Source organism: Anatilimnocola aggregata (assembly GCF_007747655.1).
GTDB classification, from domain to species: Bacteria; Planctomycetota; Planctomycetia; order Pirellulales; family Pirellulaceae; genus Anatilimnocola; species Anatilimnocola aggregata.
In genome coordinates, this window is record NZ_CP036274.1 from 135,565 (window position 1) to 157,628 (window position 22,064).

Annotated in this window: 14 protein-coding genes; all 14 read left to right on the forward strand. The window is 59.4% G+C overall.

Annotated features, from left to right (window positions below; translation table 11 throughout):
* Window positions 1-3: 3 nt before the first annotated feature.
* Window positions 4-1,368: a DUF1552 domain-containing protein gene (locus ETAA8_RS00495; protein ID WP_145083296.1), complete on the forward strand. Its 1,365-nt coding sequence runs from the start codon at window positions 4-6 to the stop codon at window positions 1,366-1,368.
* The gene (locus tag ETAA8_RS00500) at window positions 1,365-3,872 is read left to right on the forward strand and encodes a DUF1592 domain-containing protein (RefSeq protein WP_145083299.1); all 2,508 of its coding nucleotides are present in this window, start codon (window positions 1,365-1,367) and stop codon (window positions 3,870-3,872) included. The genes ETAA8_RS00495 and ETAA8_RS00500 overlap by 4 nt, the downstream gene beginning before the upstream one ends.
* Before the next feature lie 19 nt (window positions 3,873-3,891).
* Entirely contained in the window at window positions 3,892-5,145 is a 1,254-nt protein-coding gene (locus ETAA8_RS00505) for a DUF1552 domain-containing protein (RefSeq protein WP_145083302.1), read from the forward strand.
* Between the two features lie 48 nt (window positions 5,146-5,193).
* Window positions 5,194-6,324, forward strand: a complete 1,131-nt coding sequence (locus ETAA8_RS00510; RefSeq protein WP_145083305.1) for a beta propeller repeat protein — start codon at window positions 5,194-5,196, stop codon at window positions 6,322-6,324.
* Between the two features lie 81 nt (window positions 6,325-6,405).
* Entirely contained in the window at window positions 6,406-8,016 is a 1,611-nt protein-coding gene (locus ETAA8_RS00515; protein ID WP_145083308.1) for an arylsulfatase, read from the forward strand.
* An 809-nt stretch (window positions 8,017-8,825) separates the two neighbouring features.
* The gene (locus ETAA8_RS00520) at window positions 8,826-9,908 is read left to right on the forward strand and encodes a sugar phosphate isomerase/epimerase family protein (RefSeq protein WP_238397648.1); all 1,083 of its coding nucleotides are present in this window, start codon (window positions 8,826-8,828) and stop codon (window positions 9,906-9,908) included.
* Window positions 9,905-11,320 carry a Gfo/Idh/MocA family protein gene (locus tag ETAA8_RS00525; protein ID WP_145083311.1) on the forward strand — a complete coding sequence of 472 codons (1,416 nt, stop codon included), beginning with the start codon at window positions 9,905-9,907 and terminating at the stop codon, window positions 11,318-11,320. The genes ETAA8_RS00520 and ETAA8_RS00525 overlap by 4 nt, the downstream gene beginning before the upstream one ends.
* A 344-nt stretch (window positions 11,321-11,664) precedes the next feature.
* Window positions 11,665-12,198, forward strand: a complete 534-nt coding sequence (locus tag ETAA8_RS35755; RefSeq protein WP_145083314.1) for a sigma-70 family RNA polymerase sigma factor — start codon at window positions 11,665-11,667, stop codon at window positions 12,196-12,198.
* On the forward strand, window positions 12,195-14,000 hold the full coding sequence (locus ETAA8_RS00535) for a FecR domain-containing protein (RefSeq protein WP_145083317.1): 1,806 nt from the start codon (window positions 12,195-12,197) through the stop codon (window positions 13,998-14,000). The genes ETAA8_RS35755 and ETAA8_RS00535 overlap by 4 nt, the downstream gene beginning before the upstream one ends.
* Window positions 13,997-15,316: a DUF1501 domain-containing protein gene (locus ETAA8_RS00540; protein ID WP_145083320.1), complete on the forward strand. Its 1,320-nt coding sequence runs from the start codon at window positions 13,997-13,999 to the stop codon at window positions 15,314-15,316. The genes ETAA8_RS00535 and ETAA8_RS00540 overlap by 4 nt, the downstream gene beginning before the upstream one ends.
* Before the next feature lie 16 nt (window positions 15,317-15,332).
* On the forward strand, window positions 15,333-16,379 hold the full coding sequence (locus ETAA8_RS00545; RefSeq protein WP_145083323.1) for a WD40 repeat domain-containing protein: 1,047 nt from the start codon (window positions 15,333-15,335) through the stop codon (window positions 16,377-16,379).
* Between the two features lie 53 nt (window positions 16,380-16,432).
* Window positions 16,433-18,097, forward strand: coding sequence for a DUF1549 domain-containing protein (locus ETAA8_RS00550; RefSeq protein WP_145083326.1), 1,665 nt, complete (start codon window positions 16,433-16,435; stop codon window positions 18,095-18,097).
* A 14-nt stretch (window positions 18,098-18,111) separates the two neighbouring features.
* The gene (locus ETAA8_RS00555) at window positions 18,112-19,728 is read left to right on the forward strand and encodes an SUMF1/EgtB/PvdO family nonheme iron enzyme (RefSeq protein WP_145083329.1); all 1,617 of its coding nucleotides are present in this window, start codon (window positions 18,112-18,114) and stop codon (window positions 19,726-19,728) included.
* A 3-nt stretch (window positions 19,729-19,731) separates the two neighbouring features.
* On the forward strand, window positions 19,732-21,849 hold the full coding sequence (locus ETAA8_RS00560; protein WP_145083332.1) for a DUF1588 domain-containing protein: 2,118 nt from the start codon (window positions 19,732-19,734) through the stop codon (window positions 21,847-21,849).
* Window positions 21,850-22,064: the final 215 nt, after the last annotated feature.

Here is a 22,064-nt window from a genome sequence, read left to right on the forward strand (position 1 = left end):
ACCATGAAAATCTTCAAACACTGCCCCATTGACCGCCGCACTTTCCTACGCGGCGCCGGCGTCGCACTCGCGCTGCCTTGGCTTGAATCTATGTCTTCGCTGTCGCGGGCGGCTTCGACGGCGGGCGGCATCACGGAGAGCGAGCGGCCGAAACGCGCCCTCTTTACCATGTGGGGCCTCGGCATGAACGGCCGCGATTTCACGCCCGCGAATACGGGCCACGATTGGAGCGTCACGCCCATCCTCAAGCCCGTGGCACACCTGCGCGATGAGTTCACTCTCATCAGTGGCCTGAAGCTCACGCACTCCGGCGGCCACGGTGGTGACCGCACCTTTTTGACGGGCACCGCCACGCATAAAGCCGACGCGAAGCTCCGCATCTCCGCCGACCAGGAACTCGCCGAAGCCATCGGCAAGGCCACCCGTTTTCCCTCGCTCGTGCTCGGCGTACATCGCGGCACCGGCTTCGGCAGCGGCACCATAGACAAGACGCTCGCCTGGACCCGTGGCGGCACGCCCATCCCGGCAGAAAACCGTCCGCACATTCTCTTCGATAAGCTCTTCCGCGCGGAAAGCCCTGACGAAGTCGCTGCCCGCAAGGTCGGCGCCGACCGCACCGGCAGCGTGCTCGACGCCGTGCGTGACGAAGCCAAGCGCCTGCAAAACCGCCTCGGCAAAGAAGACCTGGCCAAGCTCGATGAATACTTCAACTCCATCCGCGACGTGGAGCAGAGCATCGCCACCGACCTCGCGTGGCTCGATAAGCCGAAGCCCGAGGTCGCTCCGATCGACTTCGGCCAAAACGTGCAGGCGCTCGATCCCGAACTGCAAGCCAAAGGGAATTTCGATTACCGCCGCTACCAGCGCCTGATGTTCGACGTCATCACGCTCGCGCTGCAGACCGATAGCACTCGCGTCATCAACTACTATGCCCGTCGCGATCTCAACGATGGCACGCACTGTTACGCCTACAAAGGCTGTCCCTACGGTTATCATGAAATGACGCACCACGGCGAAGAGCCCGACAAGCTCAAGTGGCTGACCACTGTCGACACTTGGTACATGGAGGACTGGGCCTACTTCATCGAGAAGCTCAAGAGCGTGAAGGAAGGGGACGGCAGCCTGCTCGACCACACCATGCTCGTCTGGGGTAGCAGCGGCGGCACTGTGAACGCGCACAACAACACCGAACTGCCCACCATGCTCGTCGGCGGCCACAAGCTCGGCATCAAGCACCAAGGTCACTTGCTAAAGAAGCACGTTCGCCTCGGCAACCTCTGGCAGACCATGTTCGGCGTGATGGGCGTCGCGGTACCGAAAGATTTTCAAGGTGGCGAGGCCGACGGCGTCATCAAGGAACTCATATGAATCCGACTTGTACCGCATCGTTCTATTGCCGAGGCATGAGCTTGCTCGCGTTCGCCCTGCTGAACGTGCCATCGGTCGCTGCTGCTGATGATGCCGCCGTGGCTCCGTCTGTCACTGCATTTTTTCAGACGTACTGCATCGACTGCCATGGCCCCACGAAGCCAAAGGGCGACTTTCGCGTGGATGCGTTGAAGATTGCCGTGAACGCCGCTGACGCGGAGAACTGGCAGCTTGTGCTCGATAACCTGCAACTCGGCGAGATGCCGCCGAAGGACGCCAAGCAGCCGAAGCAAGCCGAGGTGGAGAAAGTCACAACTTGGATTCAAAACGAGCTGTCGCGTGCCGCGGCGGAACTCAAGGGGACCGGCGGCGAGGTAGTGTTGCGGCGGCTCAACCGTGTGGAATATCACAACACGATCGCTGACCTCTTCGACGTGCATGGAGACTTCACGGCGGGCTTTCCCGAGGACCTGCGCGAGCACGGCTTCGACAACAACGGCGCGGCGCTCATGCTCTCGTCGGCGCAGATGCAGGAATACATGAAGGCCGCCGACTTCATCTTGGCTCGTGCCATCGCGCCTACCACTCGCCCCGAGACGAAGAGCAAGACCTTCACGCTACATGACGGTAATCGCAAAGCGATTGATGCTGCCGCGAAGAATCTCGCGATGCGACTGGCGAAGTTCGACAGCCTGACACCGCAGGAAAAGGTTAACACACGCAAAATGGAAGAGTCGGTGAAGGCGAATCCCGATTCGTACGGCTATCGCTTCCCGGTGTGGGAGAACGGCACGCTACGACCGCCCAAACCAACGGACGGACCGCATCTCGATGCCGTGATGACCGTGCAGCAGTATTTCAGCGGAGAGCCCCAACTCGGCCTTCCCGCCGGGCGCGGCTGGTATCGAGTGAAAGCGGTCGCCTATGCGCTAAAGAACGATGGTAAGCCCGCGCGGCTTAAGTTCACCGTCGAAGAGGGTTATTCAGGCAAGCTGCCGAAAGCGGTGAGCGTCTTCGCCTTCACCGACGAGCAACCGCGCGAGGTCGAGGCCCGCTATTACATGGAGCCGGGCGACCGCGTGGTGTTCACGATCATGGATGGCGCACCGCACAGTCAGGGCCGTACAATGATTGACCAGCCGGGGCCGTTCATCGCCATCCGTTCCTTCAGCATTGAGGGACCGGTGTATGAAAGCTGGCCGCCGAAGGGGCATCGCACTTTGTTTGGCGACATCGATCCGACGCAGCCCACGCCGGAGAAAGCCGCCGCCATCGCGGCGAATCTCGCGCCGAAGCTCTTTCGCCGACCCGTGGATGATGCCTCTGTGGCGAAGTACCGAGCGCTGTATGAGAAGTTCGCGAAGACAATGACGCACGACGAAGCGCTCCGTGGCATGCTGACCACGATGCTCGTCTCACCTCGATTTCTCTATCACGAAGAACCGCCAAACGGTCCCGACGCCTACGCCATTGCATCGAGGATGTCGTACTTCCTGTGGCGCTCCACGCCGGATGACGAATTGCTGAAGGCTGCGGCGGATGGCAGCTTGCTCGATGTCACGAAACGGCGCACGCAGGCCGAACGCATGTTGGCCGATGCTCGCTCTGCCCGCTTTGTGAATGACTTCACCGGCCAATGGCTGCGAGTGCGCGAAGTGGGCGTGATGAAGGCGAACGCCGACCTCTATCCCGAATACGATGCCGAACTCGAAGCCGCCATGCGCGGCGAGACAGAGCATTTCATATCGGAGATGTTTCGAAGCGATCTGCCGCTCGCCAATCTCATCGACTCCGATTGGGCCATGCTCAATCAGCGGCTCGCGAAACATTACGGCATCGAGGGCGTGGTCGGTCCTGATTTCCGTCGCGTGAGTTTGGACAAGTCAAAGACGGTGCGCGGCGGCTTGCTCACTCATGCGAGCATTCACGCGGTCACATCCAACGGCAGCACGACTTCACCGGTGATTCGCGGCACCTGGATGCTGGAAAAATTCCTCGGCACACCTGCGTCGCCACCACCACCGGATGTGCCCGCGATCGAACCGGACATTCGCGGTGCCACCACCATCAAAGAGCAACTGGCGAAACATCGCGACATCGCCAGTTGCAATTCGTGTCACCGCAAGATCGACCCGCTCGGCTTCGCGCTGGAGAGCTTCGACGTCATCGGTGGCTGGAGGAATAACTACCGCGCCCTCGTTGAGCCGAGGCCCGGTGCTCGCGCCAAACTCTCCGACGGTCCACCCGTCGATTCTGCGGATGAATGGGCGGGCGTAGGGCGTTTCAACAGCTTCCAGGAGTTCCGCGAGTTGGTAAAGAAGCGGGAAGACCTCGTTGTACAAAACCTGACGCACCAACTCGCCACGTTCGCCCTTGGCCGTGCGCCAGGGTTTCCCGACCGCCAACCGCTGAAAGTCATCGCGACTCAAGTTCGCGAGAAGAAGAGCGGCCTGAAGTCGCTCGTGCTTGAACTCGTCTCCAGCCCCGTTTTCACCAATCCATAAGGCCAACCAAGGCACACCCATGAATACTCAACCGGCCCTCGCCTCCCGCCGCAGCTTCCTTCGCGGAGCTGGCGTCGCTCTCGGTTTGCCGTGGCTCGAATCGCTCGGCGGTATCGCCCATGCCGCGGCGGCTGGAAAAGAGCCACGCCGCCTGTTGCTGATCTGTCTGCCACTTGGCATCTACCGGGATTCGCTCATTCCGAAGCAATCCGGAGCTGGGTATGAACTGCCGGAGTATCTCGCCCCGTTGGCCGATCTCCGTGATCGATTCACCATCGTCTCCGGTCTCGAACATCCGGGCGTCAGCGGTGGTCATGCCGCCCAGCCGCGCATCTTCACCGGCGTGCCTTCGGTCGAGCGGAACCGTCGCTCGCTCGATCAGCATGTCGCCACCGCGCTCGGCCAGCACACTCGCTTTGACTCTCTCGCATTGAGTGCCGGGGCCAATGACTTTGGCTGGACCGACGGCGGTAGTATGGTTCCGGCTGAGAAAAATGTCGGCGATGCTTTCGCCAGGCTGTTTGCCGAGGACGGCGCAGCCAACAAAACCAAAGTTCTCCGCGAGATCGGTCGCGGTAAGAGCATTCTCGACCACGTGCTGGATGAAGCGCGCGAACTGCAGTCACGGCTCTCCAAACGCGACCAGGAAAAACTCGCTGAGTATTTCGAGTCCGTTCGCGCCACCGAGAAACGCCTCGTCAAGTCCGAGGAATGGATGCATCAGCCTAAGCCCAGCGTGAACTCCAAACCGCCGGCGCCCTTCGCCCCGGACGAGATCATCACCAACCTGCGCGGCGTCTGCGACCTGACCCATCTCGCCTTCAAGACTGACAGCACCCGCGTCATCACCTTTGGTTACTTCCGTCAGGACACTGTTGCTGTGCCCGGAGTAAACGTCGGCTATCACAACCTTTCTCATCATGGCCAGGACGAAGGGAACATCGCCCAACTGAAACGAGTCGAACGGGCCTTCTTCGACGAGTTGAAGACACTGCTCACGAACCTGAAGAACACGAAGGAAGGCGATGCGAGTTTGCTGGACCGCACCACCATCCTCGTCACTTCCAATCTCGGTAGCGGCAACAGCCACAGCAATAAGGACTTGCCCGTGCTGCTCGCTGGAGGCCGCTTCAAACACGGACAGCATCTATCCTTCGCGCCCGGCGCGGTGCCATTGAGCAATCTGTACGTCAGCGTGCTGAACCAGCTTGGCTTTGATGACCAATCGTTCGGCACCTCGACCGGCGCACTGAAGGGGCTGACGGTCGCGTGACGTCCAATTTGAACTCCGCCACAACCACAAGCATTCCACGACATTCCCATGAAATCACATACGCTCACGCTCGCCCTGATCCTCGTTGCTGCTACCGCCTTCGCCGCGGAAGACTCTCCCGAAGGGGCAAAGATTCGTGACTCCATTCCACTCGGCGGTGACTTCCAGCCGAGCCCGAGAGTGGGTGCGTTTGTCGTGGCGGGGCACGGAGCACGCATCATTGTGTCGAAGGATGATGGCCAGACGTGGAAGCAGGCCTTCTTCGCGGCACCGGGCGCCGACCACGGCCCGTGGGCCACGAGTTCCGTCGCCTACACCAGCGGCGTCTTCGCCGTGCCGGTGGCCTGGGGCGGGCCGACGATCTATCTGGCTTCCGATGATGTTGTGAACTGGCGGCACCTCACCAGCGGGGCAACGAAGCTGCCAGAAGGCAAAGGCGACCCGCGTTTGATGACCGGCTTCACCTGGGGGCTCGCCGGCGGCAACGGCGTCTTCGTTTCCAGCGGCTACATGACCTTCAGCGCCACGGCGGACCTGGGCAAGTCATTCACCTCCTTCGCCCTATGGGGCAAGTTCAAAGACGATCCTCGCGGCAAGTTGAACACGCATCACATCGGCACGGTGTATTGCGGCGACGCCAGCGGGCGTTTTCTCGCGCTCGGCGACAATCGCGGCGACACCGGACCCAAGTTCGGTCATCTCTTCGCCAGTGACGATCAAGGCAAGACCTGGAAATGGCTCGCGCCGAAAGGTCTCGACGCTTCGATCGGTCGCGGCAAGATGAAGTCCAACGGCAAGCTGCTCGTTATGACCGACCCGATGGCTGCGAACACGTGGACAAGCGCCGATGCCGGCGAGACGTGGGACGGCCCTCACGCCACGGGCACGCAGCGAGCCACGCTCAGCGTCGTGAACGGCGAGTTTTGGCTCTGTGGCAAGAAGTCTCGCGCCAGTGCCGATGGCAAGACCTGGCGCGATCTCCCCGCCGCCGTTCCCGAAGGCCAAGTGATTGCCAGCGATAAGGGAACGCTCATCAGCATCCACCCGCAGCGATTCAACATCCTGCGCAGCACCGACGCCGGCCAGACTTGGCAAGAGGTTCACTCCTTTGTGCCCGCCGACATCAAGGGCGGCGCACAAGGCCTGCGTGATGGCGCATTCGGCCTTGTAGCGCCATGAACGAGCCCAAAAGCCGCGTTCCCAATCAAAAAGTCTACCGATCCATCAAACGTAACTTCACCAAATGATTGGCACCGAGCGATGAACCGTCTTCAACTCTCACGTCTCACCTTGCTGTGCGGAATTGGGCTGCTGCTTGCTTGCACCAGTGCGGTAGCCGACGAGCGGCCCAACATCCTGCTCGTGATGGTCGACGACATGGGCTACTCGGACCTTGGCTGTTATGGCGGCGAGGTCCGTACGCCAACACTCGATGCGCTGGCGAATGATGGCGCGCGGTTCGCACGATTCTTCAATTGTGCGCAGTGTTGTCCGACGCGAGCGTCCCTGATGACCGGGCTTTATCCGCATCAGGCCGGCGTCGGCGACATGAACGAAGAAGGGGCGAACAACGAGTTCTGGAAACGAGTCGGCTCGCCCGCATATCTGGGATTGAAGTCGCGCGGCATTGTCACCTTGCCCGAAGTGCTGCGTGCGGCTGGCTATCAGACCTTCATGGCGGGCAAGTGGCATCTTGGGAAGGCTCCCGAGTGCTGGCCTAACTCACGAGGTTTCGAACGTAGCTTCGCGCTGATCGGCGGCGCCTGCGAGCAGTTCACGGGGTATCGGTCATGGCAGCAGAAAGGGCCAATCTCGCTCTTCGTCGAGAACGGGCAGAAGGTCGAAAAGCTGCCGAGCGACTTTTACTCGACCGACACGTTCACCGATTACGCGCTGCGATTCATCGACGCCGCTGAGCCGGGGAAGCCGTGGTTCGGATACCTGGCATTCACCGCTCCACACTGGCCGATCCAGGCGCATGAAGCCGATGTCGCCAAATACGCCGAGACTTATGCGGATGGCCCTGCTGCTACTCGGCTGCGACGTTTTGAACGGCTCAAGCAGCTCGGTCTCATGCCTGAAATCGCGCGGCTGCCGCAGTTGGATGACACGGTCACGCCCGAAGCTCAACAAGCGAAGAAGGAAACTCGCGACCGTTGGATGCGGACCTATGCGGCGATGATTGATCGAGTGGATCAGAACCTCGCGCGGATCGTGAAGAGGTTGCGCGAACGCGGGCAATTCGACAACACGCTGATCCTGTTCCTCAGCGACAACGGCTCGGACACTGTACGCGGGCCGTTGTGGGGGCAGGTGAGCAACACGCCGTTTCGTCGATTCAAAGTGTCGGTCAACGACGGCGGGATCGCCTCGCCGCTCATCGCGCATTGGCCGAACGGAATCTCGCGCGAGCAACGCGGCCGGATCATCCGCGACATCGGGCACGTCATCGACATTCACGCGACATGCCTCGACGCCGCTCGCACGCAGCAACCGCAATCGTTCCGCGATCACAACGTACTACCGCCCGAAGGACTGAGCCTGCTGCCCGCGCTCAGCGGCAATGGCTCGCTGCCTTCAGACCGAGTGCTCTGCTGGGAACGCATGGGCAACGAGGCGGTGCGACAAGGCGGTTGGAAACTCGTGCGTGCTTACGGCGCGGGGACCGAAGAAGGCAACATCACATCGACCGGCCCGCGCACCGGACAGTGGGAACTCTACGACACGTCGAACGATCCCGGTGAGACAACGAACCTTGCTGCTCAGCAGCCAGAACGAGTGCAGTCGATGACTCGATTGTTCGAGTCATGGGCCACTCGCGTCGGCGTTGTCCCGCGCGAAGAGATCGTGAAACTGATGCAGGCGAAATGAGCGTGATCCAGCGAGCAAAGGAGTACGTTAAGGACGTGCTCCACGACTCTTGTCGCCAACGTCAAACATGGCAGAAAGTCAGGATGTAATGACCAGGTTCACGAGTCACGCAGTAACCGAACCGCACCTTACAACTGCTTCCGGGGGAGTCATCACAGCCGAGTACGGAAATCCCGGCGAGGCGACCTATCGCCGAGTGATCGTCAATCTGTCGGCGGGCACAGTCACATTCTTTCGATGCCACACGCCGAGTCGATTCATGGCGACCGGTCCCGACGCAGAATGCTCCTGTCGGCTTGATGAAGTCCGAGGGATCTGTTCGACTTGGGTCCGCCCTCGCGATGTCGGTCCAGTACTCGAAGTGGTCACATCGACCGGGCGAGCTCGGCTGCCTCATTCGATGAGTGGATTCAAGACCGTCTGCGAGGTCATCGAGCAATCTGTCGCAAAGTCGGGCAGCCGACTCAGGTGGTTCGAAGCTGCGGCAGCTCAAGAGGTATTAGTTCTTATCTGTGGAGCGGCATTGGCGGCAGGCGTGATTTGGGCTTTGCCTGAAATGTCCCGCGTGGCCATTGCTGCAACTGTCGGGACGATGGTGCTAGTGCTGCTCGCCGTCTGCGGCTTGTACTGGCGGAGCAAACGCACGTGGTGGTAGGGCCGTTTCGCGACTCATCACACGAAGCGTCACAAGACAACGGCAACGGAGATGAGACGTAATTGCTTACCCTGTCACAAGTTGATCAGAACGATCGGACTCGTGCGAACTCCCGCACATGCGGCCTACTCAATCGATTTAGCGAGGTGATGTCATGAAAGTTGACAGGCTGGAAGCCTATCCCACGTTGACGAGACGCTCGGCATTGGGAGCGATCGCTGCGGCAACGATGGCCTCAGTAGGTTTTGCTACAGAGAAGCCGCAACGCACGGGGTTGGGATTAGTGGCCTATAACTGCGGGATCCGTCGCAAGTGGATGCAGCAGCGAGATTCGAAGCTCGACCTGTTCGATCCACTGACGTTTCTCAAGCACTGTCACAGCGTCGGAGCGGGTGGAATGCAGACCTCGCTGGGCGTGCTCGACGCGGCGAGTGTGAAGGCACTCAGAGATTCTGCCGATGAGCACAAGCTTTTCATCGACGGCATCGTTAATCCACCCAAAGATGAAGTCGACCTTGCCCGGTTTGAGGCCGAGATTCGCACCGCTTCGGAAGTTGGAGTGCAGGCCGTTCGCACGGTCGTGATGCCGGGGCGGCGGTACGAGCAATTCAAATCTCTGGCCGAAGTTCGCGAATCCGAAGCGACGGCGTTGAGGATGCTCGAACTCGCCGCGCCCATCGTGACGAAGCACCGCGTGAGACTGGCGATCGAGAACCACAAAGATCAGCGAATTGACGAGCGACTGGCGCTCTACAAGCATCTCAGTTGCGAGTTCATCGGCGCGACGGTTGATACCGGCAACAGCTTCGCGTTGCTCGATGATCCATATGGAGCGATCGCGGCATTGGCTCCGTACGCCTTCACGGTCCACTTCAAGGATCAAGCCCTGCGCGAGTACGAACACGGCTTCTTGCTTGCCGACATTCCGTTGGGACAAGGCAGCTTCGACATGAAGCGAATCGCCGGAATCCTCAAACGAGCGAAGCCTGACATACGCATGATGCTGGAACTCATCACCCGCGACCCGCTCAAAGTGCCGTGTCTCACCGAAAAGTTCTGGTCAACGATGCCGCAGGTCTCCGGCAACGACCTCGCGCGAACGCTCCGTTTCGTGCGCGAACATCCGGCAAAGTCGGTGCAAGAAGTCGGCTCGCTTTCACTGGAGAGGCAGGTCGATCTCGAAGACGCGAACATCGCCGCCAGTCTAAAATACGCGAGTGAGGAGTTGTCACTATGAACCTGTCGCGCCGCAAGTTTCTGATTAGCGCAAGCGTCACTACACTCTGTTCCGTTACCGCAACCGCGGAGCCAGCAAGATCGGCGAACAACATCGTGCGCGTGGGAGTCATTGGCACGGGTGTGCGAGGAAAGTATTTGATCGGGAACCTGCCGACATCGGCTCAAGTCACGGCGATCTGCGATTGCTCGCAGTCTCGAATGGCCAGCACCCTGGAGCCGCAGGGAGCGTTTTCGTCGGTGCTGCAATCGTTTCGCGACAACGCCGCGGCCAAGTGCACGACGCATCAAGACTACCGCCGGATGTTCGACCGGGAGAAGCTTGACGCGGTCATCGTCGCGACCCCCGATCACCATCACACGCTGGCCGCAATGCTGGCGTTGCAAGCGGGCCTCGATGTTTATCTCGAAAAGCCGCTGACCGTCTGCGTGCGTGAAGGCCGGTTGCTGGTTGATGCAGTCAAAAAGTCGGGCAGAGTCCTGCAAGTAGGCAGCCAGCAACGAACGATGGAAGTGAATCGCTTCGCCTGCGAGTTCATCCGCAACGGTGGCTTGGGGAAAATCACGAAAGTCGAACTGCCTTGTTATCCCGGCCCCATCAGCGACTGTAGCTTTCCGGCAGAAACAACGCCCGCTGGTTTGAACTGGGATATGTTCTGCGGGCCGACACCGGTGCGGCCGCACAATCGCCAAGTTTGGATGAAGGAAGACTTCAAAGTCGGAGATTTGCTTTGGCGCGGCTGGGATCTCTTTCGAGACTACTCCGGCCACTTGATGACAAACTGGGGCGCGCACTCGGTCGATATGGTTCAGCTCGCCCTGGGACGCGACGACTCGGGACCGGTCGAGGTGCGAACCGTCAAGCCGGAGTCCGTCCAGGCGCTTGCGAAGCTGTGGAAAGACAAGACGCCGTACAAACCCACTGGAGTCTCTGAGTCGAGTTCGCAACGATCCGGCGCGGAGCGCCAACTTACGGACGAGCGGCGCTACTGGCCCGTCGTGATGAGTTATGCCGACGGCGTTGAACTGCACTTCATTCACGGCCCGGATTTCATCCGCTTCTATGGCGAACGTGGCACTTTGAAGATGCGCCGCAACTACTTCGAAACCGATCCGCCGGCGCTCATCAAGAACGGCCCGCACGCGGACGTCGACGCGAAATGGAGAGGGGCCGGGCACGTCGCTCGACCGCATCTGGAAAACTGGCTGGCCGCGATACGTACTGAAACTTCCCTCAATGCGCCTGTAGAGGTCGGCCATCGTACGGCCACGATTTGCCACCTGGCGAACCTTGCCCGTGAACTAAATCGCCCGCTGCGTTGGAATCCGGAAACGGAGCAGTTCGTCGCCGATGCAGAGGCCAACCATCTGCTCGACCGTCCGCGCCGCAAAGGCTTCGAATTGCCTATGTGATCAGAAGGTCGTTTAATGCGACGCATGTGGTGATGGCGAAACAGCGAGCGAGCCAGCGCAACGCCAATACAGCCCAATGGATAACAACTCAGTGTCAGCGTCGAGTGCTCGGTTCGTGCAGCTGCCCCCGTTTTCGGCTAACCGTTATTTCCAGTCCCACAGCAGCCCGCCAGAGTCCTTGGTCTTGTAACGCCAAGACCTCGGACGTGCGATCTTTTCGAGCTGGTCGGCCTTGACCGGCGATTCTTCAGTAAGTCATTCTCACGGAATGACTTATATCTTGCCGAATGAGGCGGCGGAATTTTCTCTGCTAAGTTTTAGCTGCCTCGAATCAATAGCTACTGATGTCACACCATTCTCCACCCAATCAGTCACTCCATACGCTGTTTCTGCAGCATGCGGCGACAGTACGAGGCTTTGTGTTTGGGCTGGTGGCCGATCGGGCGGCGGCGGATGACGTCTTTCAGGAAGTTTTTCTGACTGTTGTTCAGCGGAGCAGCGATTTCCGTCCTGATGGGAATTTCCTCGCCTGGGTTCGTGGCATCGCACGTAACAAAGTCTTGGAATATTACCGGCGGCAACGCCTCCGAGCGTTGCCGTTTGATGACGAGTTGTTGGACTTGCTCGTCGAGGCAGTGGATGAACGGGAACCGCAATCGGAACGACGGCGCGAAGCGCTGGCGCGGTGCCTGGAACGGCTGGCGCCGAGGGCCCGTGAGATCGTCGATTTGAGATATGCAGAACAGCCTTTGAGCCCACCCGAGATCGCCGAGCGACTCGCTTGGACGACCAATGCGGTTCATGTGGCCTTGGCGCGGGCCAGGGCCTTTTTGCGCGAGTGCACACAGCAAGTACTGTTGACGACTGAGGCATCATGAGCGACGAGCGGCTGCATCATTTGATCGACAGTCTGTTGGATGGCCAGTTGGCGGAGTCTGACCAGACGGAGTTCGTCGAAGAACTTCGCAGTTCGGCAGAAGCGCGGCGAGTCTATTGGGAACTGATCGAGCAAGACTCCCTTCTGCAGGAAGTAGTGCGGGAGTCGACTGGTCGCGACCTGGCTCGTTTGGCCTCCGATGATTTGTCGATCGCGAGGTTGTCACAAACGTCGCCATCCCTGAGGGAAACGCCATCTAGGTTTAAGATCCGGTACTCGCTTACTGCTGGTGCGGTTTTACTGTCGGCAGTCATCGGTGTCGTATTTGCTGGCTCTTTCTGGTGGCAGAATTCCCTGCCGACGACACCCGCTCCCTCCCAAGGATCTGTGGCGTTGCTCCACTCGCTGACGGGCGACGTGTGGCTCTCGGATCCTCAGCAGCGAGCGGAAAAGGTGACCTCCGGCCAACAGTTCTTGGCCGGGGACAAATTGCAAGTTGGCGAAGAAGGGGAGGCTGAAGTCTTGCTCGCGGATGGATCTCGCCTGATCTTGGGCGCCGACTCCGTGTTGCAGTTTCCCTCCGCCGAAGGCGACGGCGAAAGGCGGGTACACTTGGAGCGTGGCGCCGCCGAGGTGGAAGCAGCAGTTCAATTGCCGGACGATCCCTTGATCTTGAGCACGGAGCAAGCGCGGCTCGTGGTCCTTGGCACGCGCTTCCGCTTGTATGCGGGCGACGGTGACTCGCGCGTTGAGTTGGAAGAGGGAAAGGTTCAATTCGAGCGCAGCAGCGACCGCAAATCGGTGGAAGTAACAGCGGGACAGTATGCAGTTGTTGTGGCGGAGCAGGAATCTACTTCGCCACTCATCGCCCAGCCGCTCGACGCAAACTGGCGTCTGCGGCAAACATTGCTGCGCGCAGGACGTCAGATTGCTTTCTCTCATCAAGGTTCCCGCCTAGCCACCGCCGATCACGCCCGGATTAAGGTCTGGGACGTTTCCACAGGTGAACTGCAGCACATTTTGAGGACTTCCGCCTGGAGCGATCGTCTTGCGTTTACACCCTCCGACGATGCGATCGTGGCACTGAGTGAAAGTGGCCAGGCTCTGCTTTGGAGCGTCGGCGAACCAGCCGCGATATTATCGGAGTTGAAGTGCGAGCATGGGCAGTTGCGGCGCTGCGATGTGTCACGCAGCGGCAGTTGGTTGGTGCAGTCATCGAGCGTTGACTCGGGTTATTTGCCGGTCTGGAAGATCGAGCCTGCAGGCACGATTTCACTCGTGCGGTCGCTGACGATGAAGGCAGGAAGCGTGGCCCTGGCGGAAGGCGAGGCTGGGAGCGACACTCCGCTCATTGTCGTAGCCAGTCAATGGAACGGCACGACAGTCAAATGGGACGCTTCCTCTGGCAAGGAACTCGCCCGCTACCGATTTGGATCCGAATTACACCGCACAGCCCTGTCGCTCGATGGGCGGTTGTTGGCCGGGTTTGGCAATGCCGACGGCTTGCTGCTGGTCGACACCGAAACGGGCGAAACGCGCAAGCTGTGGCCTCCGGGAAGCGTGCGCGTGAATCGCCTGCGTTTTTCCGCGGATGGACGCGCGGTATTCGCGGCTATGAACGATGGCGTAGCTCGCGCTTGGTCGACGCACGATGGCCAATCGCTTTTGGTGTTGTCAACCGGCGACTCGCATCTCCTGTCGCTCGACGTTTCCACCGATGGCGTCTGGGTGGCAACTTCCGGCGATGACGGAGCTGTCAAAATCTGGCAACGCGAATCCCCAACCGCACCGGAAACCAAATGATGGACAGGCTTTCCCCAACTTGCTGCCCCCGTAGCGAACATGCACTGTCGCGGCGGGCATTGTTGCACGGTGCGCTCGCCGGAGGCGTCGCCTTTGGTGGCTTTGGTCGCTTATTTGCGGACGATCATGCTGCGGCCGCAAAGAAGAATGAAAAACGGGTGATCCTCGTTTTCATGAGTGGCGGACCGAGTCAATTTGAAACTTGGGATCCCAAACCCGGGCAGCCGACTGGCGGGCCGCACATTTCGATTCCGACGTCGATCCCCGGAGTGCATTTTGACGAGTACATGCCGAACTTGTCGCGGCTCGCAAACCGCATGGCCACCGTTCGCAGCATGACCAGCCGCAATGGCGATCACGACCAAGGCGGCTATATCGCTCAAACCGCCTACAACCCGAGTGCCGTGGTCGTGCCCGCGCCTCATTGGCTTTCGGTCTGCGCTCATGAGAAGCCCGTGAACGAACCAGGACTGCCGTCGTATGTGATGCTCGGCCGGGACAACTTCGGCACGATGCACGTGCCAGGAGCCGGCTACCTCGGCGCAAGATACCAGGCCCTGCACTGTGCCGGGGGTGGGGCCGGTCCGCAGGATCTACCGAAAGCGAGCGAAGAGGCCATTGCGGCCTTCGCGCGACGGGAGAAGCTGCGAAGTTCCTTCAGCGAGTCCTTTGCGGCGGGTCGCGACAAGCGGTTCATCGAATCGCATGAGGGCGCGTTCGCGCAGGTTGGTAACCTGCTGCGTTCCGGCGACTTGTTCGATATCCAGCAGGAACCGCAGCGCGATTTCGACCGCTACGGCAGTAGTCAACTCGGGCGGGATTGCCTGCTCGCCCGACGGTTGGTCGAGCGCGGCGTGCCGTTTGTGCGTGTCCAACACCAAAGCGGCCTCGCGTGGGACAAGCATCGCCGCGCGTTTCAAAGCCAACGGTGGATCACCAGTGAGTTTGATACGGCGGTTGGTGCCTTGATTGACGACCTCGTCGACCGAGGTCTGTGGTCGAATACGCTGCTGGTCCTGATGGGCGAATTCGGGCGCACGCCGGAAATCTCCGGCCAGGGGCAGCCAGGACGCAACCACTGGACCAAATGCTGGTCGCTGTCCTTCGGCGGTTGCGGCCTGAAGGAGGGGCTGGTCATCGGCTCGACGAACGAAAACGGCACAGACCTCAAGGACCGACCTGTGACGATTCACGATCTGTTCTGCACGTTCTACAAGACGCTCGACATCAATCCGCACAAGGAACTGCAGTTCGAAAACCGTCCCATTCCCTTTGTGGAAGACAAACTCGGCAAGCCAATCGCGGAAGTGTTTTAGACGTCAAAGCAACGACATGTCATTTATCATGCCCGGCAAGCTCACCAAAACCGAAAAGACGTACTTCGTCGATGACGGCGCTAAACGTGGTCCGCTGACGATGTTTCGCGTGCGGTTTCATCCGACGGGAGACAAACTACTGGCGCTGTGCGTGGACCGCCGCGTCGCCTGTTGGGATTTGAACGGCGAGTTACAAGCCGTCAAAAACAAAAAGGAAAAGTGCGTTGTCGGTGAGCTTCTTTGTCCGCACGAGATTGGTTGGATTCGCGGTTTCGATATTCATCCGCGCGGCGAGTTTGTGGCGACGGGCGGGTCTGACCGTACGTTGCGGCTCTGGAAGTGGACCGATGGCCGGCCTGGCGAGAAGCCTTTGCATCAGACTGCGGCCCACGATGGCTGGGTAGAAGCGGTGGCGTTCTCGCCGGATGGCAACACCCTGGCCACAGCCGGCGCGGATCGTATCGTGAAAATCTGGAGTGCCAGAGAACTCCAACCACAGCACTCGCTGACCGGGCACACCCGATATGCGGCTGACCTGGTATTCACGCCGGACGGTCGGTTCCTCATCAGCGGCGGTGAAGATGGCAAGTTGATCGTCTGGGACACGCAATCTTGGCAAATAGTGCGAACGATTGATTTCGGCGGAGCGAACGATCAATACGGACAGATTCCTCGGCACAGCGGCGTCCATCGCCTGGCCGCTAGTCACGATAGCCGTTGGCTCGCGGCAGCCGGCGGCGAAAAGCTCGATGTGTTCGATCTCGCATCTGCGGAGCTCGTGGCCAGCGAACGGGTCAGCATGGATGTTGCCTTTCAGCCGACCGGCAATGTCCTGATCGGCGGCGAAAGCGAAGTTAAGTCCTGGTCGTATCAGGCCGAGAAGTTCGCTCCGCCTGAGAAGGACAAGAACGGCAAGCCTCAAGCCGCGAAGAGTATTCCTGGTGAATCGTTGGCGGCGATCAAACGCGGTGATTGGTCGCTCGGGATGCAATTCTCCTCCGACGGAAAGCGTCTGGCGCTGGGCAAGGCGGACGGCACTGTGGACTTATACGAACTGACCTAGGGCGGAAGCATGTGTGCAGGAATGTCGCAACGAGACTGAAGACCAAGCGAACAATGCGAAGAATCTCAAAAACACTCGGCGCAGCCATCATCGGCGGAATGTGTTGGTTCGCAAGCCTGGCCGCATCCGCCGCCAATCCCGCCAGCGGCTTGATCGATACCGAAATTCAAGCAGCCCTGTCCGCAAAAGAGCTGACCCCCGCGCCGCGGGCGGAAGACTCCGAGCTGCTGCGCCGGATTTATCTCGACGTGCTGGGACGGATCCCGACCTCCTCCGAAGCCGCACAATACCTGGCCGATTCCAGCGCTGACAAACATCATCGCCTCATCGACGCACTCCTCGCCCATGACGAGATGCCCGCCTATTGGCGCACGGTTTTCGACGAGTGGTTCAATAGCGCAGTCGGGGAACGCGACTTCGGCCGCGACGGATTCTTGGTTTACCTGGAAGAGGCAATCAAGACGAACAAGCCGTGGGACCGCCTCGCCCACGAGATGCTGGTTCCGGATTTGAAAGACGAAAAACAGCGGCCTGCTGCTTACTTCTTGGCGATCCGCGTGCGCGGGGGCGATAACGACGCCAAGGTCGACGCCCTGACTAGCGGCGTGGCCAGCGTCTTCTTTGGTGTTCAGTTGCAGTGCGCGAAATGTCACGACCATCCCTTCGTCGATCAATGGAAGCAGGACCACTACTACGGTCTGGCTGCCTTTCTGGGCCGCACCCAAGAAGCCCGAATTGAGAACACGCCGATCGTCAAGGAAAGGGCAGAGGGGGAAGTCAAGTTCGTAACGACAGCCCAAGAAGAGAAGACTGCGAGGCTCATGTTCCTGGATAGTCGCATCCTTGACGAACCCCCGCCCCCAGCAGATCGTGGCCAGTGGTACTCAAAAGCGAATGGTGGCTTGCCAGATGCGCCCTACTTCAGCCGACGCGCGACTCTGGCGGAATATGCCTTGAAGGCCGACTCACCGTTTTTCAAGCGCGCCATTGTGAACCGGATGTGGAAGCAATTGATGGGGCGAGGACTGGTCGAACCGGTCGATCAAATGCACGTAGCCAATCCAGCGTCCCACCCCGTGCTGCTCGATCATTTAGCCGATGACTTCGCAACGAGTGGCTTTGACCTGCGCCGGCTCATGGCCGAAATTCTGCACAGCGAGGCATATTTCCGCAGTAGTCGCTGGACATCCACCGCAGAGCGGCCCCGGGACAGCGACTACGCAACCGCAATCCTGAAGCCGCTCACTCCCGACCAACTCGCCGTGAGTGTTGGTCTCGCCACGGGGCACTTTGAGCAATCGCGCGCCAAGTTCGAACGTGAAAAAAAGAATCGCAAGATCGAGGAGATCACACCGGCCATTTCCCGCGCCATGTACTGGCGAGAGCGTGACGTTCAGGACTTTGCTGCTCGCTTTCGTACCGGCGGCGAGAGCTTCGAGGCCAACGCGGCTCAGGCGCTATTTTTGTCGTACAACAGCCTCATCGAAAAGCAATTGCAGCCGTCCGCAGGCAATCTCATCGATCGGCTTGCCAAACAAGCGGACAACGATGCGGCGGTGAGCGAGGCGTTCCTTACTATCTTGTCACGTGCACCTCGCGACGATGAACGCAGCCGAGCAGTCGAGTTCCTGACCAGCGGCGATTCGTCTCGACCAGCCAAGTGTAGGGATCTTGTGTGGGCGGTGATCTGCAGCAGCGAATTCCGTTTTAATCATTAGATGGCGAGTTCGGCATGGATTCTCTAAGACATGGCGCGCGGTTGACAGCGATCCTGCTTACGTTAGGGATCTCGTCACTCGTGTCCGCTCAGGACCGGACAGCGCTGGTCATCGCTAATTTCGACTATGGCGAGCATCAACTAACGCAGGTCAAAACAGATGCGGCAACGGTCGCCGAGGCGTTGCGAAAGGAAGGCTTTCGCGTGACGGTGGCCGAGAACATTTCCGGCAAGGAACTGAAAAACACCGTCGAGAAGTTTGCCCGCAGCACGGTGACTCGCGGTATGGCGATACTTTATTTTGCCGGTCTTGGCGGGCAGTATCAGACAAGCAACTCGGAAGGCGCTTTACGGAACCACCTTCAAGGTGCGGGCAAGCCGCAGGACTCCCGTAACCCGGAACGGGAGTTCATTCCCCTTCCGGATATCGTCAAGTTGCTTAGTGATCACTCTGCGTGTACCTGCAACCTAGTGATCTTGGATGCGGCAGGGACGAATCCGTTTTTTGCTGGCCGAACGAATCAGCCCTCTGGTTTGGCGGCAGTCCAAGCGACTGACCTGCCCAGCGATACTGCCGTGCTGCTGGCAGCCACGCCAAACGTAACGCTGGAGCAGCCTTCCCAGCTCGGGGCAGCATTCGCCAAGCACCTGCCGCGTGGACGCGATTCAGTCGACAAGGTGCTTACCGCGATAATTGACGAAGTGAGACAGAAGAGCGGTGAGAAGCAAGTACCAACCGCTACGAAGAGCAAGCTGGTTGCAACCGCCTCGTGGGAACTCGGGGCAAATGAACTTTTTCTGGAAACCCCGTTGGCTCGCGACGGGGAGCGTCCCGGACAACATTGGATCAACTCGGCGGGGATGGTGTTCTGTTGGTGTCCGCCGGGACAATTCTTGATGGGAAAAGCGGCGCAAGATGGTCAGGCCGACTTTGAAGACGCCAAACCGGTCGAGGTCACGCTGACGAGCGGTTTTTGGATCGGCAAATACGAGATTACGCAACTGGAAGCGGAACGACTGAAGGTCGGCGCGGGACGTTATCCGTTCCCCGGCAAGCATTATCCCTTGCATATGATTCAGCAGGGTCAGGCGTCCAAATTGATATCGGCCTTGAACGACCAGGAGCGGAAGGCGGGACGATTGCCCGATGGTTGGGAATACGCGCTGCCCACGGAAGCCGAGTGGGAATACGCCTGCCGAGCCGGAACGACAACGCGTTACGCCTTCGGCGACGATGAGAGCCAGTTGTGCCGCCATGCGAACTACGCCGACAGAAGTCTGCTGGAAAGCGATGGGGCGATGCAGTTTGCAGACGCGCGGTTCGACGACGGCTTTGCCAAAGCGCTGGCTCCCATCGGCAGCTATCAGCCGAATATGTGGGGATTGCATGACATGCATGGCAACGTCGCTGAGTGGTGCTTAGACCGGTATCTGCCGCAGTTGCCCGGCGGAGAAAATCCGCGGATCGACGAGAAGAACAAAGCGGCTGCTCCAGCCGGGATCATCCGCGGCGGCAGTTGGTGCAGTACGGCCGAGTACTGCGAATCGGCGTTTCGGAACTCAGAGTTCTCCGGCGGAAACGCAAAAGGCCGGGATTACATCGGATTCCGGCTTGTACTGAGGAAGAAGTAGAACATGAAAACAGTTGCTTGCAAAACGATGTTGCTACTTGCCCTGTCGCTGAGTTCGGTGACGGCGGTCGAACTTAAGTTCGCAACCCTGGACGAAAGTCGGGCCGAGTTCGATCGTTCCGTGAAGCCCGTTCTTGCCAAGTTCTGTGCGAAGTGCCACGGATCCGATGTTGAGGAGAAAGATCTCAACCTCCAAACCCTGGCGACGGACATGAAAGGATCGACGAGCGCCGCGCGATGGGCCGTCGTGTTGTCGCAATTGTCATTGGGCAAGATGCCGCCCAAAGGGGAAGCACAGCCGACGAGCGAAAGCGTCAAGGCGATCGTCGACTGGGTTCAAGCTGAGATGAAACGATCCGGAAAGCATGTCGCAATGCGGGTGGAAGTGCAAAATGGAAACGAAGTGCCGCATGCTTTATTGTTTGGCGGAAAGCCCAAGTCAGGTATTGATGTGGTGACTCGGGTCCGGCCGCTCAGCCCAGATATTTACGAATCATTTGTCAAGGAAGTCGGCAAGGGGGCGAGCGCCGGACAGCCGTTTTCGCCCAATCCAGCGACCACGTTCAAGGATATGGGGGCATCGCGACTCGACGAGCCGACGACCAGCCAGTTGCTCGGCAACGCCTTGCTGATGGTCGAACAACTCACGCTGCATAAGCTCGAAGGGGGCGTGGCAAAGTCGGAACGCGGTGCGCCGAATCCGTTGGTGCGGCTGTTCGATGAGAAAAACCCAGCCACTGAAGCTGAGATCGAAACGGCGATCAAATTCATGTTCGACCATGCGCTACGCCGGTCGCCGACACCGGACGAACTGACAAGTTTTTCCACGCTCCTGCAACGCAATATCAAGGATGCCGGCCGCAAGTCGGGTGTACGTTATTCGTTGGCGGCGGTGCTGTTGCTTCCCGAAGCCGTACTCCGCTCGGAACGCGGCCAAGGAAAGCCCGACGATGCAGGGCGTGTGCGACTCGCGCCGCGTGAGATTGCGTTTGCGCTCGCGTATGCTCTGGGCGATCGCCGGCCGGAAACCTGGCTGCTGGCGGACGCCGACGCCGGCAAACTCGACACCGCCGAAGGTGTTCAGGCTGCCGTGCGCAAGATGCTTGATGATCCCAAGTTCGCCAAACCTCGCATCATGCGGTTCTTCCGCGAGTATTTTGGCTACGCCAAGGCAACGGAAGTCTTCAAGGGGGAAGATGCAGCGGAGCACTACCCGAGGGATTTAGTCGCCGACACCGATCGCCTGATCGAGTGGATTCTCGAGCAGGATCGCGATGTCTTCCGCGAGTTGCTTTCGACAAACAGGTCGTTTGTGAATTACCGCTGGGATGCAAACAAGCGGCAGGGAACGCGCGCCAACAACAATGCCGTGCATCTGGCTTATGGCCTGCCTCCCGATTGGAAATGGACCGACAAACAGCCGATCGAACTGCCGGCCATTCAGCGAGCCGGAATTCTCACGCAACCCGCTTGGCTCGTTGCCTTCTCGAAGAATGACGACAACGACGCCATCCATCGCGGCATCTGGGTTCGGGAGCGACTGCTCGGCGGTGTAGTTCCGAACATCCCCATCACAGTCGATGCCCAGCTTCCAATCGCGCCGGAACGCACGCTCCGCGACCGCATGCAGGTGACCCACGAGACGTATTGTTGGCAGTGCCACAAGTTGATCAATCGCACGGCGTATCCCTTAGAAATCTACGACCATTTCGGCCGTTTCCGGACGCAGGAGTTGGTCCACGATCTGGAAGCCACAGCCAAGAATGTTGACCCCAAAGGGAAGCCTTTGGGCATCGTTAAGAAGGGTGTGCCCGTGGATTCGTCGGGCAGTTTCGACCTGGTCGAAGGGGACATGCTCGCGGGCAATGCGACGAATGCGATCGATTTCGTCCGCAAGTTGGCCGAGTCCCGATTCGCCGAACAGGTTTTCGTGCGTCACGCTTTCCGCTATTGGATGGGTAGGAACGAAACCCCAGGCGATGCCGGATCGCTCCAGGCGGCCCATCAGGCGTACAAGGACAACGGTGGGAGCATGAAAGCGCTCCTTGCTGGATTGTTATCGAGCGATTCGTTCTTGTACCGAGTAAGGCCAAGTGAACCTATGTCGGTAGACCAGCCCTAAGCTACCTCAAACCAATCATCGTGTCAGAAAACGCCGAATTACTTTTTCCAACCTACACACGCCCAAAGCCTTCTACCTTAAGGACACAGAATATGACCATTCATCGACGTGACGCACTCAAAGGAATTTCGCTCGGCGCAGGTTCACTGGTGCTTTCTCAAGTCTTGTCCCGCCTTGAAGCCCACGCGGCTGGAACTTCGTCGCAGCCCAAGAGA

Excerpts from the sequence above, each read along its gene's own strand:
- ETAA8_RS00495 (WP_145083296.1), top strand. The coding sequence starts at position 4 with ATGAAAATCTTCAAACACTGCCCCATTGACCGCCGCACTTTCCTACGC.
- ETAA8_RS00500 (WP_145083299.1), top strand. The coding sequence starts at position 1,365 with ATGAATCCGACTTGTACCGCATCGTTCTATTGCCGAGGCATGAGCTTG.
- ETAA8_RS00505 (WP_145083302.1), top strand. The coding sequence starts at position 3,892 with ATGAATACTCAACCGGCCCTCGCCTCCCGCCGCAGCTTCCTTCGCGGA.
- ETAA8_RS00510 (WP_145083305.1), top strand. The coding sequence starts at position 5,194 with ATGAAATCACATACGCTCACGCTCGCCCTGATCCTCGTTGCTGCTACC.
- ETAA8_RS00515 (WP_145083308.1), top strand. The coding sequence starts at position 6,406 with ATGAACCGTCTTCAACTCTCACGTCTCACCTTGCTGTGCGGAATTGGG.
- ETAA8_RS00520 (WP_238397648.1), top strand. The coding sequence starts at position 8,826 with ATGAAAGTTGACAGGCTGGAAGCCTATCCCACGTTGACGAGACGCTCG.
- ETAA8_RS00525 (WP_145083311.1), top strand. The coding sequence starts at position 9,905 with ATGAACCTGTCGCGCCGCAAGTTTCTGATTAGCGCAAGCGTCACTACA.
- ETAA8_RS35755 (WP_145083314.1), top strand. The coding sequence starts at position 11,665 with ATGTCACACCATTCTCCACCCAATCAGTCACTCCATACGCTGTTTCTG.
- ETAA8_RS00535 (WP_145083317.1), top strand. The coding sequence starts at position 12,195 with ATGAGCGACGAGCGGCTGCATCATTTGATCGACAGTCTGTTGGATGGC.
- ETAA8_RS00540 (WP_145083320.1), top strand. The coding sequence starts at position 13,997 with ATGATGGACAGGCTTTCCCCAACTTGCTGCCCCCGTAGCGAACATGCA.
- ETAA8_RS00545 (WP_145083323.1), top strand. The coding sequence starts at position 15,333 with ATGTCATTTATCATGCCCGGCAAGCTCACCAAAACCGAAAAGACGTAC.
- ETAA8_RS00550 (WP_145083326.1), top strand. The coding sequence starts at position 16,433 with ATGCGAAGAATCTCAAAAACACTCGGCGCAGCCATCATCGGCGGAATG.
- ETAA8_RS00555 (WP_145083329.1), top strand. The coding sequence starts at position 18,112 with ATGGATTCTCTAAGACATGGCGCGCGGTTGACAGCGATCCTGCTTACG.
- ETAA8_RS00560 (WP_145083332.1), top strand. The coding sequence starts at position 19,732 with ATGAAAACAGTTGCTTGCAAAACGATGTTGCTACTTGCCCTGTCGCTG.